Raw genomic sequence first — 13,582 nt, forward strand, 5'->3', positions numbered from 1 at the left:
TTTAAATTTTCCCCTTTTACTAGCCGAAATGTATGGTTTACTATCCAAATTCGCACTTTCACTTGTCAAATATGCTGTTTACTGTCCAAACTGCCTATACTATACCATGCGCTTTAACGCATCTGCTACGAATTCAACATTTGTTCCTACAATTACTTGAATATGATTGTCATCTACTTTCATAACTCCGTGAGCACCATGTTTCTTTAATGAAGCTTCTCTTATAGCACTGCTGTCTTTCACCTCTAATCGAAGTCGAGTGGCGCAGTTATCTATACTAGTAATATTCTCTTTACCACCTAAATCTTGTAGGAAGCTCTCAGCCATTGTAGTATATTTATCACCTGTTCCAGCTGATGCGATAGGATCCTCCTCAATTGCCTCATCCTCTCGGCCTGGTGTTTTAATATTCATAACCTTTATAAGAACATAAAATACGATGAAGTAAATTACTCCATAAATTAATCCTACTACTAATAATAAAAGAGGTTTTTGGGCAATTCCAAAATTCAATAAATAATCTGTAACACCCGCTGAAAATCCAAAACCGTCGTGGATGCCAAGTAAGTTCGTCACTACCATTGAACTCGCCGTTAATAATGCATGAATAACATACAATAGTGGTGCGATAAACATAAACGTAAATTCTATCGGTTCAGTAATACCTGTTAAAAATGACGTTAAAGCAATACCTATCAGTGCGCCAGAAACTTGTTTTCTTCGTTCAGGTTTTGCGGCAGCTATCATTGCTAGGCATGCTGCGGGAAGGCCAAACATCATGATTGGAAAGAAGCCCGTCATAAATTGACCTGCTGTTGGGTCACCAGCGAAGAAGCGATTTAAATCCCCTGTTGCTCCTCCATATTCGCCGAACACAAACCAAACTAAGGTGTTTATGACATGATGAAGTCCTAACGGAATTAACAAACGGTTTAAGAAGCCGAATACGCCAACACCAACTGCACCTGCACCAATAATCCATTCACCTAAACTATTAATCCCCTCTTGAATAGGTGGCCAAATAAACCCTAATGGCAAAGCAATTATAAGCATCGCGATAGATGTAACAATTGGAACGAACCTTCTTCCTCCAAAAAAGGCTAACCATTCTGGCAATTTTATATCATGATAGCGATTATACAATTGACCACTTATAATCCCCGCTAAAATACCACCTAGAACCCCCATATTAATTTCATCATTAATAGCTTGCGTTGCATCTGTTAAGACAAAATATCCGACTGCACCTGCTAGTGCTGCAGCACCGTGATTATCTTTTGATAATCCTATTGCAATCCCTATTGCAAAGATGAGTGATAAATTTGCAAATAATGCTCCACCAGCAGCAGATATAAACGGGATATTTAATATATCCTCTGCTCCAAAACGAAGTAATAATGCTGCGGCTGGTAATACAGCAATTGGTAGCATAAGTGACTTCCCAATTCTTTGTAAAAATTTAAACATTTTTCATCTCCCCAATTCTATAAAAGGTGTGTGACTCTATCTTTATATTGATTAATTAAATCCTGATTGTGGATATCTGAGCCTTGTAGGTTTCCACTTAAGAAAATGGGTGGTTTAATATTTTTCATTAGTAGAATATTAATGGTCTCTACGATTACACTATTTATAATTGCAGTATTAATAATTGTAGAAGTTGGTCCAAATGGTTGCTGTAGTCGATCGTCAGTCATGACAGCATCGCCTGTAGGAGAATAGTTATCTATTACAAGATCAACGACTTCATGCAAGCGTTTTTGATCTATATGCCTTGACTTTACATGTTTTGAAAAATCAAGCGATGTTAAAGCGATCACTTGAGCCCCTTTCCTCTTTGCATATAGCGCAGCATCAATAGGAACTGGATTAATACCTGAAGTAGACACAACGATAAAAACATCATTTTCTTGAATTTGATATTTTTCAAGGTTAACTTCTATAAAATTATTAACCCTTTCAAGCATTGAAGACCTGACTGGGCCTTTAAATAACATTAAATCTTCTATAAGAATAGGGTTTACACATGCTAGCCCCCCTGCGCGATAGAAGATTTCCTCTGAGATGATATGTGAATGTCCACAACCAAATATATGAATAATGCCTTCTTTTTCAAGTGTATTTGCTAATATTGATGCAGCGTTTGTTAATGTTTGTTCATTGGATTTCACCTTATTAAGCAATCTTTCAACTTCATCCAAATATTGAGTAAGCATACATCCACCCCCAAGAAAATAAGCTCCGCTTCCTTAATAATCTTTTTTATATTCTCCCTATACATCACCCCATTATTTTTATTCATGACCAAATGACAGATTTGAGTCTAAAGTGCAACTTACAAAGAAAGTGACCTTTAATTAATGGTGAAAATTAAAATTTATATAACTAGGTGGCCATTCTTTAAGGCTGTTTTCGCGTTGATTGTTGCTTTTCATTCTAAGGTGTCGATCGTTTGTGGCATCTTTTCTACTATTACAATGATTAAGCTCTCTTAAAACTCATCTTACTGTCCAATTTAAGTAAAAATAGCTACAAAGTTTACGAAAAGAGCCTTCTTTTATTAAGTAATAATGTTAAGGTCACTATTGAACATATTGTAGAGCTTGTTAAATTAACGCAATTTTCTGATATTTAACCAGCACGTGACATGAACATTTTGTAAACGCATTCATAATTTGCACCGATAGAGAGTTTTTCAACCTCTCCATCAACTTGCTAAAACTTGCAATTAATATTTTACAGGTAGCCTAGTGGAACAACTATATCGTATCATTATAATATATAGTTGTCTATACCAATTTTTATATATGTATAGTTGTCTAGACAACTAATAATTAACATGATATGATATAGAAAAAAGCATAAGGAGTTTTCGATATGCTTATTAAAGGCTTAACAATTTATGCCGAAGATAGAACGATTGAACAAGGTACTATTAAGATTACTGATGGCAAAATTGAGTCAATCAGTGAACACATAGATGAAATTGACACTAACATCATTCAATTTCCTAACAATTATAAATGCCTACCAGGAATGATTGATGTTCATATTCATGGTGCACATGGTTCTGATATTATGGACGCCTCTCCACATGCACTGGATACAATTTCGAAAGCATTACCACAAGAAGGTACAACTAGCTATTTAGCTACAACAATTACACAACATCAATCAAAAATAGAACAGGCATTATTCAATGTTGGTAACTATATGGAATCTCAGAATGATGGTCAAGCTGAAATATTAGGAATTCACCTTGAAGGCCCATTTATTAATTCACAAAAAGCAGGAGCACAACCTTATGATTACATTTTAGAGGGAGATATATCATTATTTAAAAGCTGGCAAAAGCTTTCAGGTAACAATATTAAACTGGTGACGCTAGCACCCGAAATAAACAATGGTTTGGCCTTGATTAAATATTTAAGTTCAAATGGCGTTGTTGCTTCTATCGGGCATTCAAACGCTACTTATGATCAAGTAGTTGATGCCATTCGTGTTGGAGCATCTCACATTACTCATCTATTTAACGGCATGAGCGGCTTACATCATCGAGAACCAGGTGTTGTAGGTGCAGCAATGATGCGAGATGAATTATTTGTTGAAATGATTGTTGATGGTATACACGTTTCTCCTAAAATGATTGAACTTGCTTACCGTTCCATTGGATGTGAGCGAACAATTCTAGTTACCGATGCGATGCGTGCAAAATGTTTAAGAAATGGCATCTATGACTTAGGTGGTCAAAATGTACACGTGAAAAATGGTAAAGCAACTTTGGATGGAGGAGCATTAGCTGGTAGTTTATTAACGATGGATCAAGCAATGCAAAATATCTCGACTTACACAAATGTATCTCTTACTGAATTAACCATAATTGCCTCAAAGAATCCTGCTAAACAATGTGGCGTCTTTGATCGTAAAGGTAGTATAAAAGAAAATAAAGATGCAGACCTTATTATTTTAGATGAACAAAACAATCTAGTTATGACTATCTGTCGAGGAGTTATCTCATACGAGAGATAAATACACGAGGTGAATTGCTCATGAAAATCATACAAGCAGAAGACTACCATGATTTGAGTATTAAAGCCGCTCAACATATTATAAAAAACATACAAAACGAGCCAGATCTTGTTTTAGGTTTAGCGACTGGTAGTACACCTAAAGGTACTTATAAACAAATGATTAATGATTTTCAAAAAAATAACACATCTTATCGTTATGTAAAGACTGTTAATTTAGATGAATATGTAGGCTTAGCTAAGGATGACATAAACAGTTACTTTTCATTTATGAATGAGCATCTTTTTAATCATATTGATATTCCTTACTCTCAAACACATATTCCGAACGGAATGGCAAACGATTTACAAAGAGAGTGCAACAACTACGATAAGCTTATTCATTCATTAGGTGGCATAGATCTACAATTATTAGGCATCGGACACAATGGTCATATAGGCTTTAATGAACCATATACTTCCTTTAAGACCCGTACGCATATTGTAAAATTAACCTCATCAACTCGATATGCAAATGAGCGATTTTTTCAACACATTAATGAAGTTCCTAAATATGCGATTACGATGGGTATTCAAACTATTCTTGAAAGTAAACAGATACTTTTACTTATATCAGGTAAAGATAAACGAAAAGCTGTCCATAAACTATTAGTAGAACAAAATATGAGCGAAGAATTTCCTGCATCTTCCTTATATGATCATCCACATGTTACAATCATAGCAGATAAAGCAGCGCTTTCACTAACTTAATAGCGAAAGGAGAGCTAGAAATGATCGACAGAGAATCACCTGTGCCAATCTATTATCAAATTGAAGAATATATAAAGAATTTAATAGATAATGAAGAACTTACCCCTGGTGATGCAATTCCTTCAGAAAGAGAATTTTCTGAACAATTTAGCGTAAGCCGCATGACGATCAGGCAGGCGATTATAAACTTAGTTAATGAAGGATATTTATATAGACAAAAGGGCAGAGGTACTTTCGTTGGTGAAAAGAAAATAGAACAAACATTACAAGGCTTAACAAGCTTTACTGAGGATATGGAAAAAAGAGGGATGAAACCAGGAAGTAAACTTCTTAAATTTGAGCTTATTCCAGCAAGTCGTAGTATTTCAAACAAGCTATTAATAAATGAACATGACCCTCTATATGAAATAAAACGAATAAGATTTGCTGACGACTTACCGATGGCAATTGAAACAACCTATATACCTGCAAATTTGGTAAAGGGCCTAACCGAAGACATAGTCAATCGTTCACTTTATTCTTACATTGAAAATGAACTAGGTTTACAAATAGACGCTGCAAAGCAAATTATTGAGTCGTCAATTGCGAGAGCAGATGAAGCGAAAGATTTAGGTATAAATAAAAATGCACCAATATTATATATTCGGAGACAAACTAAGTTAACAAACGGGCAGCCGCTAGAGCTCGTTAAATCAGTTTATCGAGCTGATCGATATAAATTTGTTATTAATATGAAGAGAAATTAACATTATTATTATTTTAAAATAACAAAAGAGCCATTCGATAATGGATAATGATTTTATCGAATGGCTCTTTTCGTAACCTTTGTTGTTAGAGTGACAATATTAGCAAAACAAAATGATTTATAATTCATTGACGTCATTTTATATCAAGAAATAATATTTGCCGTGTTAATGTTTAAGTACGAAACACAATAATTAATGCGAGAACAGTTGACAAAAACTGTTTATGTTTTTTTCAAAAAATAACAATCAATACTAACCTCCAAGATAAAGTGAAATAGGCTTAAGAGTTAGACAATAAGGACTCAGAGTCTACTTCCCTAGAGATTATCAACTTAGTATGATTATAACCCCATAGTATAATAAAATCACCAGCCCTATTCACTAAAACCATCTATCGAATAAGGCTGGCTTTATCTTGATAATTTATCATTCTACTATTTTATTCGTTCACTAATTATACAAAGGTATGGAGAAGTCCAAAAATCTTTATTTTTTGACCATTCCCTTTACTACAAACGCAACATTAGCTGGTCTTTCCGCTAACCTACGCATAAAGTAGCCATACCAATCTGTTCCATATGGTACGTACACTCTCATTTTATATCCTTCGTTTGAAAGCTCCAGTTGGCGTTCTGTTCTTATTCCATATAACATTTGAAACTCGAATTGATCATTCGGAATATTGTGCTCTTTAACGAGTTGTTTAGTATATTCTATAATCGCATCATCGTGGCTTGCTACAGCTGTATAATTCCCATTTAATAAATGCATTTTTATAATTTTTTTAAGGTTGTCATCTACATCTTTCTTATCAGGAAATGCTACTTCAGGGGATTCTTTGTATGCCCCTTTTACTAGCCGTAGATTAGGATGATAGTCATTTAAGTCTTCAATATCTTTTTCTGTTCTATATAAATATGATTGGATAACTGTCCCTACATTATCAAACTCTTTTCTTAACTCTTTGAAAATATCTATTGTTTTCTGGCATCGAGAATAGTCTTCCATATCGATAGTAACGAACACACCATTGTCTTTTGCAGCTTGTAAAATTCTACGCATATTTCTCATTACCACTTGGTCAGATATATCCAAACCCATAGAAGTCATTTTTAATGATAGCTGTGAATCTAAATTTTCTCTACCAATTGCCTTAATTGCTTCAATTGACTGATCTGCCATTTCGTTAGCTTCTTTTTCGTTATCAACAAATTCACCTAAATAGTCAATTGTTACAACTAGCCCTTTACTATTTAGCTCTTTAATCACATCAACAGCTAGGTTAATCGTTTCCCCTGCAACAAACCTACCTGCACCAAAACGCAAACCGTATTTTTTTGCTAACTTTGTCATAGGTTTATTCTTTGATAAAAATAAGAAAAAGTTTTTCATCACTTGTTCCAATTTATAATAACCTCCTTTTTGTAACCGCATTCATTTGAGTTAGCAGAGTCCTCAAAAAGTGTGGAAAAAGATGTTGTATAAACTTTGTACAAGCTATCCTGAAATGAGCTTTCCTCTTCGTAGTTTGAGTATATGTCATTTCGTAGCTATGTGTAATTTCACTGTTCATGATCGTATGTGTTTTTTCGAGCAGTTAGTAGCCCCACTTTAATACGCCTACCACCATGATTTCTTCTTCGTACTTTTTAAACTCGCATTTTTAAGAAGGCTGTATTTATTTTTTCTACTAGCCAGCATTATTTTATCATCTTTTATTATTTTTGAATATAATTTAACGCTATTTTTGTCGAAAATATGACAAATTGTTTAACAGGCTATTTTCACATTGGTTGTTGCTTTTCGTTTTAAGTTTTTCTAACGTTCGTGTCATCTTTTCAACATTAAGATCAAACCCAATTTTAATGTCCATTTTTAGTAATAATAGCAACAAAGTTTACGATAAAAGCGTTAATAATAATTTGTATAGGTATTAGCCGTTAGGGAACGATAAATTTTGAAGTTAATAAGGAGGGTTTAATGATGCAGCAACAAAATATGACTCAAAACCAAACAATGGCAATGCCACAGCCACCACAAGTAATATCAACAAAAGACTCGATGTACTTAACTGACATGCTTTCTTGGAATTTATTAGCTATGAAGAAAGCACATTTCTTTGCTAGACAATGTCAAGATCAAGAAATTATATCAGCTATAGAGCGAGCTGGACAAATGCATCAACGACATTACGGTATAATAATGTCCCATTTGCAAAATAACAATCAGCGAACCCAACCAATGCAATAAGGAGGTAACATCATCAATGAATAATCAAAACAAAATTCAAAACCCAAAAACACCGACACCTCAAACACCTGAAATGAACGAACGTGATTTTTTAAATGACATGCTTGCAACTGAAAAATATATGACAGATTCTTACTGTACAGCATTGAATGAAGCAAGTCATCAAGCACTTTATCAAGATATACAAAATGTCTTTAACGAAACGCAAAATTGTCAAAGACAGCTATACAACCTAATGTTCCAAAAAGGTTGGTACAAAATCGAGGCTAGTGAACAACAGAAGCTACAACAATCTTATCAACAATTCCAAGGCTATACGAGTCAATTTCCATATAACAATATGACCCAATAAGAAAAATCTCTCATCCTGATTCTCCCCGACAAGCGCTTTATTTAAAGGTGCTTGTTGTTTTTTATTAGAACTTGAGGTTAGGAAAATAACATTTCGGCAGCCAGTCTAACCAAAGATACCTTTACCAAAGTAGGACACACACAACTCTTTGTGTCTGCCCTACTTTGATGTACGATGTTCTTCATTTAATTGTTTAATTTCAGCGATAACCTTCTTCATTTCTTCCTTTGCATCTGGGTACATTTCATTCCAATGCTTAGCCAATGCAGGCATGCTTTTCGCAATATGAGTATAAAGCGCCCACATCTCAACCTTTTTGATTGTATCAGGAGTATGTTGACCAACTAATAAATCAGCATATTTTTCAAGTAAACCGTCAAACTGCTCTATAAATTTTTGTTCCACCATCTCAGCCCCTTTGAACAAATACTTTAACTGTATATATTATAATCTTACACTTTACTACATACAATTTATTACTCCTAAAAAAGAAAGGGTTGTTTCGATGAATTCGTACCCTTATTACAATCCTTTTCCTAAACAGCTAAATAAAAGACACACTCAACATGACAAAGTTGAGCCACATATCATTGTCGAAGGACGTGGGAAAGTAACTGTAAAACCAGACCTAGTTTCTATGCAATTAGGTGTTATTACTGAGGATCAGAGCGCCACCACTGCTCAACAACAAAATGCATTACAGTCAACACAGCTTATTCGTTCTTTAATTGAGTTGGGAATTGACAAAAATGATATTGAAACAATGGCATATAACGTATTTCCAAAGTATAAAACAGTTGATAACGAAAGCATACTAGAAGGATTTAAAGTTACACACCAGTTAAAAATTACGGTTCGAAACAGCCATATGTCTGGCAAAATTTATGATGTAGCATTTCAAAATGGAGCTAGCAGTGCTGGAAGATTAAGTTTTGAATTATCAGATCCTGACCCCTACTACCTGCAGGCTCTACAAGCTGCTGTAAATCATGCCATTCGAAAAGCTGCTGTCATTGCAGAAACGATTCATGCACAAATAAATCAAACTCCTACAAAGATTAAAGAGCTTGGTCACCCTCCATACAGGACATTTTCTGAAGAACAACCACTTATGTCTACAACAATTACTCCTACTACATCTATTCTGCCTAGAGAAATTAGCATAACTGCGGAAATTGAAGCTCAATTTAATTATAAGAACTAGCCTGTTGATCAAGTCCTCAAAAAAGCAAGAGCATAGCTATACTAATTGTTCTTCTTGACTAATCGACCCAAAAACGGCTATTCTCGCATTGGTTGTTGATATACGTACTAATATATAAGCACGTATCCATCTAGTGTACCGGGCATCTTTTCTAATTTTACAATTATTAAGCTCTAATAAAATTCATCAAATTGTCCATTGTTCATAAAAATAACAACAAAGTTTACGAAAATAGCCTATAAAAAAACAGCCAGGGAGAGAGCCTGCTCTCTCCCTGGCTGTCTTATTGTATAGCTTTTACTAGTCAAACCTTCTTTTCTTATAAGTAATTAACGTAACAGCAATCGCTACAACTACCCAAATAAGAAGGATAAACAGATTTCCAAAAATATCGCTATAGCTTCCAGTATCATTAAATTGAGTCCACATATAATTAAATTGCTCACTCGGTAAATAGCTTACTAGCTTTATAATCAATTCATTATCTGTCACCGAAGTGAATATAGAACCCATTCCTAATATGACCAAAATTGGCATTCCAACTACTCCGGTTTCCATTACTGTACGAGAAAGTAAACCAATCATTGTACCAACCGAAATATATATAATTAATCCTACAATTAACATCAATATAAAGAGTGGTAAAGATACCATCTGAAAATCACTAAGAAACATAACACCAGCAACGACAACCATTGTAGCTGCGGCTGATAATGTACTTTTTCCTACTAGAATCTCCAATGTACTAGCTGGTGAAAGTAATAGTCCTCTCAGTGTATTTTTTTCTTTTTCTTCAGCGACTATAGAAGCTTGTACGAAAGTCCCTACTAGCGTAAAAGTTAAATTAATTATAAACATTTGAGAGATTCCATCATTACTACCTACTCTACCAAAATAAGCTGCAAGTACTAAAGGCATAGCGATTGTTAATAGCATGTAAGAATTTTTAAGTAAATCAATCCAGTCCTTAATAAAGATTGCATTTACTCTTTTCAATGAAAATATCATACTAATTCCCTCCCAGTTAATTGTACAAAAATATCTCCGAGTGTCGGCTCATTTGAATGTATAGAAACAATATCACCTGATTTCATCAGTTCATAAATTTGTTTTGCCCCTTGTTCATCCTTATCTACAACTATAGTTCGATCCCCTTTTAGCAATAACGAAATGGAAGGATCTGCAAATTTAGTGCGTAAATTTTGAGGTGTATCGAGTAACTCAATCTCGCCATTATTAAGAAATGCAACACGATCACAAATCTCTTCTGCCTCTAACATGTCATGTGTTGTTAAAAAGATTGTCGTTCCCTCTTCATTTAATTGGCGCAAACCATTGTGAATATTTTTCGTATTTGCTGGATCCAATGCTGATGTTGGCTCATCTAAAAATAATAGGTCAGGCTTATGAAGAATGGCACGAGCCAACGTCACTCTTTGCTTCATTCCTTTAGATAGCTTTTTAACTTGTGTTTTTTTCTCATTAACTAGGTTGACAGATTCTAATACTTCATCAATTCTGTTCACATCCACATCATATAGCTTACAATAGAGCACAAGATTATCGTAAACAGACAGTCGATCATATAGCCCACTATTATCTGTTAATACACCAATTCTTTTCATATAAGCAGGATCTTTTAATTTGCTTACATGTTCTCCGAACACTTGAACCTCTCCAGATGTATGTAGAAGTTGAGATGTTAATATTTTAATAGTTGTTGTTTTTCCTGATCCGCTTGGACCTAAGAAACCGAAAGTCTCCCCTTTTTTTACATTAAAAGAAACATCCTTCAAAGCTACTTTATTTTTAAATGACTTAACTAAATTACTTACTTCAATAATATTGTTCATAACATTAACTCCTTTTCCTAAAATTTCCGATTTAGTTAATTGTTTGTTTCGCTGTTGTATTTAGTATAAGCTCATTTCTTTTTACTAGCATTAAATTTTAGGTGAAAAGAGTATATCTGTTGATGAATAAATCCTTTTTATAGATGATTGGCGTTTCAAATTATGTATTATCATCAGATTTTATATTCCAATTATGCCCTTCAAATCATTTAATTTACCTTTTGATAACGGGATTGAGCTTTTTTTCGCATCATCTAGAATTAAACTGTAACTATTACGTGTCCAGGTTATAACTTCTCTTACCTTTTGCAAGTTTACAATATAAGAACGATGGCACCTGAAGAAACCAAATGGATATAAGCGATCAAATAATTCATTTAATGTATAAGAACACGCAAAAGTCTCCCCTTTCACATGTAAATGAGCGATTCCGTCATTACTTTCAATAAAATCTATTTCTGTTGGATCAAAGAGAATGATCTTTTCATTCACTTTAGCCGGAATCTTTTCAAAACGAACTTGTGTATTGATTACTTGATCCTCTTTAACATCTTGAATATTTTTCTCAGTTATTTCCGCATTTGAAGCTGCTTTATTTTTTGTCGTCCTGTTGTTATTCTTAATAATCTCCTTTTTAACGCCTTCGCCATCAGCTACATCTATCTTTTTTAACCCTTCTCCATTCAAACGATACACACAGTTCGTCATAATAATCGCATTTTCAAGATCGCTCGTCGTCAATAATATTGCTTTCCCCTGCTCAGCAAGTTCTTCAATTATCCTTTTTACAATCATTTTACTTTCAATATCAACATTTTGTGTTGGTTCTTCCATGATGAAAAACTGTGGATCTTGTAAAATTACCCGGGCAATTTGCAAACGCTTCTTTTCAGAAAAGCTAAGCTTGTCGATTTTTGTATTCTGTTTATCTATTAAACCAACCATTTTAACAATAACTTCAATATCGCCATCCACATTATACAGCCGCTTAATGAATTGTAAATATTGTTTCGGTGTCAGGCGTTCATAATAGCCATCATCAGACAATAGGACACCTATGTTAGGACTTATATCTTTAAAATTACCTATAAATGGTTTTTGGAAATAATTAATTCCTCCTCCAGATTTAGGTAATCTATCGGTCAGTATTTGAATGAATTGTCCACCAACTTCAATGTTACATTGGATTGCAACGATGTCTCCATTATGTATTGTTAAGTCTATAGGTGGGAATAAGACCGTATTCCCAATATTCCTTTCAAGCTTTTTCAGACTTAATATGCCCATAGCTTGTTCACCCCTGTTTAATCCAAAGTTGTAATAAGATACCTATTTATCCCTAAATTATACATTAAAACTATAAACATAATGCAAAAATAAAAAAATGAAGATCAAAAAATTCATTTTTTATCTCTTCTACTTCATAATATTAAGTGATATGAAAATTAAGGAGTTGGTTATGTTGAATTCAATATCAAGCACAGTTTCATTACATAATGGCATTGATATGCCATGGTTAGGGTTGGGGGTATATAAGGCTGAGGATGGCAAGCAAGTAATAGATGCAGTTAAAGCTGCTATTCGTGCTGGGTACCGAAGCATTGACACAGCAGCAATATACAAAAATGAAGAAGGTGTCGGGCAAGCGATTAAACAAAGCGAGATACCCCGTGAACAATTATTTATTACATCAAAGGTTTGGAACTCTGATCAAGGCTTTGAATCAACTTTACGTGCTTTTGAAGAAAGTCTTGCGAGACTTAACCTCGACTACTTAGACCTTTATCTTATTCACTGGCCTGTCGAAGGCAAATACAAAGAAACGTGGCGCGCTCTCGAACAGCTTTATAAAGATGGAAAGGTCCGTGCAATTGGTGTAAGTAACTTCCATGTCCATCATTTACAAGATTTATTAACTGAAGCAGAAATAAAGCCTATGGTGAATCAAGTAGAATTTCATCCAAAATTATTACAAGAAGAGTTGCGTAACTTTTGCCGAGAGCATCAAATTCAGTTTGAAGCTTGGTCACCTTTAATGCACGGAAAATTACTAGATAACGAACTTTTAACTGAGATTGCAAACAAACATAACAAAACAGTAGCTCAAGTAATTTTAAGATGGGATTTACAAAGTGGTGTTGTAACAATACCAAAATCAACAAAAGAGCCTCGAATCATTGAAAATGCTTCTATCTTTGATTTTGAATTAACAAATGAAGAAATGCGTACAATAAATGACTTAAATGAAGATTTACGTTTCGGACCAGATCCCGATAATTTTGACTTTTAATAGAAAGTAATTGTCTTAACTGTTGAAGGGGCTATCTCATTACTTGTGAACAACTTAGTAAGCCCCTTTTAAATTTAACATTATTTATTTTCTCTGTTGAGATTCGCTG

General features: G+C 34.1%; 14 protein-coding genes. 7 read left to right on the plus strand and 7 right to left on the minus strand.

The window, feature by feature from the left end; all coding sequences use genetic code 11:
* Positions 1-99: 99 nt before the first annotated feature.
* Positions 100-1,467 (minus strand): N-acetylglucosamine-specific PTS transporter subunit IIBC, encoded by a 1,368-nt coding sequence (gene nagE, locus JM172_RS05490; protein WP_214481092.1) that lies wholly within the window; start codon positions 1,465-1,467, stop codon positions 100-102.
* A 17-nt stretch (positions 1,468-1,484) separates the two neighbouring features.
* On the minus strand, positions 1,485-2,216 hold the full coding sequence (locus JM172_RS05495; protein WP_214481093.1) for an SIS domain-containing protein: 732 nt from the start codon (positions 2,214-2,216) through the stop codon (positions 1,485-1,487).
* Positions 2,217-2,877: 661 nt separating this feature from the next.
* Between JM172_RS05495 and nagA the strand changes: the two genes are divergently transcribed.
* Genes nagA through JM172_RS05510 form a run of 3 tightly spaced genes read left to right on the plus strand, consistent with a single transcriptional unit; the run spans position 2,878 to position 5,524 of the window.
* Entirely contained in the window at positions 2,878-4,029 is a 1,152-nt protein-coding gene (gene nagA / locus JM172_RS05500; RefSeq protein ID WP_214481094.1) for an N-acetylglucosamine-6-phosphate deacetylase, read from the plus strand.
* 20 nt (positions 4,030-4,049) lie between these two features.
* On the plus strand, positions 4,050-4,778 hold the full coding sequence (gene nagB, locus JM172_RS05505) for a glucosamine-6-phosphate deaminase (protein WP_214481095.1): 729 nt from the start codon (positions 4,050-4,052) through the stop codon (positions 4,776-4,778).
* 20 nt (positions 4,779-4,798) lie between these two features.
* Positions 4,799-5,524, plus strand: a complete 726-nt coding sequence (locus tag JM172_RS05510) for a GntR family transcriptional regulator (protein ID WP_214481096.1) — start codon at positions 4,799-4,801, stop codon at positions 5,522-5,524.
* A 486-nt stretch (positions 5,525-6,010) separates the two neighbouring features.
* On the opposite strand, the gene JM172_RS05515 is transcribed toward JM172_RS05510, so the two are convergent.
* Positions 6,011-6,928, minus strand: coding sequence for a proline dehydrogenase family protein (locus JM172_RS05515; protein WP_284730429.1), 918 nt, complete (start codon positions 6,926-6,928; stop codon positions 6,011-6,013).
* 579 nt (positions 6,929-7,507) lie between these two features.
* On the opposite strand from JM172_RS05515, the gene JM172_RS05520 reads away from it, so the two are divergent.
* Together JM172_RS05520 and JM172_RS05525 are read left to right on the plus strand one after the other, a co-directional pair.
* Complete coding sequence (locus tag JM172_RS05520; RefSeq protein WP_214481098.1) at positions 7,508-7,774, plus strand: hypothetical protein; 267 nt, start codon at positions 7,508-7,510, stop codon at positions 7,772-7,774.
* A gap of 16 nt (positions 7,775-7,790) precedes the next feature.
* Positions 7,791-8,126, plus strand: coding sequence for a spore coat protein (locus JM172_RS05525; RefSeq protein ID WP_214481099.1), 336 nt, complete (start codon positions 7,791-7,793; stop codon positions 8,124-8,126).
* Between the two features lie 159 nt (positions 8,127-8,285).
* Here JM172_RS05525 and JM172_RS05530 read toward each other — a convergent pair whose 3' ends face one another.
* Positions 8,286-8,531, minus strand: coding sequence for a YusU family protein (locus JM172_RS05530; protein WP_214481100.1), 246 nt, complete (start codon positions 8,529-8,531; stop codon positions 8,286-8,288).
* A 100-nt stretch (positions 8,532-8,631) separates the two neighbouring features.
* Between JM172_RS05530 and JM172_RS05535 the strand changes: the two genes are divergently transcribed.
* Positions 8,632-9,330 carry an SIMPL domain-containing protein gene (locus JM172_RS05535; protein ID WP_214481101.1) on the plus strand — a complete coding sequence of 233 codons (699 nt, stop codon included), beginning with the start codon at positions 8,632-8,634 and terminating at the stop codon, positions 9,328-9,330.
* Between the two features lie 300 nt (positions 9,331-9,630).
* Here the strand turns inward: JM172_RS05535 and JM172_RS05540 are convergent, their stop codons facing one another.
* The 3 genes from JM172_RS05540 to JM172_RS05550 all read right to left on the minus strand — a co-directional run bounded on the left by JM172_RS05540 (position 9,631) and on the right by JM172_RS05550 (position 12,470).
* On the minus strand, positions 9,631-10,338 hold the full coding sequence (locus tag JM172_RS05540) for an ABC transporter permease (protein ID WP_214481102.1): 708 nt from the start codon (positions 10,336-10,338) through the stop codon (positions 9,631-9,633).
* Positions 10,335-11,183, minus strand: a complete 849-nt coding sequence (locus tag JM172_RS05545; protein ID WP_214481103.1) for an ABC transporter ATP-binding protein — start codon at positions 11,181-11,183, stop codon at positions 10,335-10,337. Before JM172_RS05545 ends, JM172_RS05540 begins: the two co-directional genes overlap by 4 nt.
* A gap of 180 nt (positions 11,184-11,363) precedes the next feature.
* A complete protein-coding gene (locus JM172_RS05550; RefSeq protein WP_214481104.1) occupies positions 11,364-12,470 on the minus strand; it encodes a LytTR family transcriptional regulator DNA-binding domain-containing protein in 1,107 nt (368 codons plus the stop codon).
* A gap of 172 nt (positions 12,471-12,642) precedes the next feature.
* Here JM172_RS05550 and JM172_RS05555 point away from each other — a divergent pair, with 172 nt between their 5' ends.
* The gene (locus tag JM172_RS05555; RefSeq protein ID WP_214481105.1) at positions 12,643-13,473 is read left to right on the plus strand and encodes an aldo/keto reductase; all 831 of its coding nucleotides are present in this window, start codon (positions 12,643-12,645) and stop codon (positions 13,471-13,473) included.
* Positions 13,474-13,582: the final 109 nt, after the last annotated feature.

The sequence above is a fragment of the Bacillus sp. SM2101 genome, from assembly GCF_018588585.1.
GTDB lineage: Bacteria > Bacillota > Bacilli > Bacillales > SM2101 > Nanhaiella > Nanhaiella sioensis.

What these genes read in the sequence shown, in the direction of transcription:
- nagE (WP_214481092.1), bottom strand. Translation starts at nt 1,467, where the DNA reads ATGTTTAAATTTTTACAAAGAATTGGGAAGTCACTTATGCTACCAATT.
- JM172_RS05495 (WP_214481093.1), bottom strand. Translation starts at nt 2,216, where the DNA reads ATGCTTACTCAATATTTGGATGAAGTTGAAAGATTGCTTAATAAGGTG.
- nagA (WP_214481094.1), top strand. Translation starts at nt 2,878, where the DNA reads ATGCTTATTAAAGGCTTAACAATTTATGCCGAAGATAGAACGATTGAA.
- nagB (WP_214481095.1), top strand. Translation starts at nt 4,050, where the DNA reads ATGAAAATCATACAAGCAGAAGACTACCATGATTTGAGTATTAAAGCC.
- JM172_RS05510 (WP_214481096.1), top strand. Translation starts at nt 4,799, where the DNA reads ATGATCGACAGAGAATCACCTGTGCCAATCTATTATCAAATTGAAGAA.
- JM172_RS05520 (WP_214481098.1), top strand. Translation starts at nt 7,508, where the DNA reads ATGCAGCAACAAAATATGACTCAAAACCAAACAATGGCAATGCCACAG.
- JM172_RS05525 (WP_214481099.1), top strand. Translation starts at nt 7,791, where the DNA reads ATGAATAATCAAAACAAAATTCAAAACCCAAAAACACCGACACCTCAA.
- JM172_RS05535 (WP_214481101.1), top strand. Translation starts at nt 8,632, where the DNA reads ATGAATTCGTACCCTTATTACAATCCTTTTCCTAAACAGCTAAATAAA.
- JM172_RS05540 (WP_214481102.1), bottom strand. Translation starts at nt 10,338, where the DNA reads ATGATATTTTCATTGAAAAGAGTAAATGCAATCTTTATTAAGGACTGG.
- JM172_RS05545 (WP_214481103.1), bottom strand. Translation starts at nt 11,183, where the DNA reads ATGAACAATATTATTGAAGTAAGTAATTTAGTTAAGTCATTTAAAAAT.
- JM172_RS05550 (WP_214481104.1), bottom strand. Translation starts at nt 12,470, where the DNA reads ATGGGCATATTAAGTCTGAAAAAGCTTGAAAGGAATATTGGGAATACG.
- JM172_RS05555 (WP_214481105.1), top strand. Translation starts at nt 12,643, where the DNA reads ATGTTGAATTCAATATCAAGCACAGTTTCATTACATAATGGCATTGAT.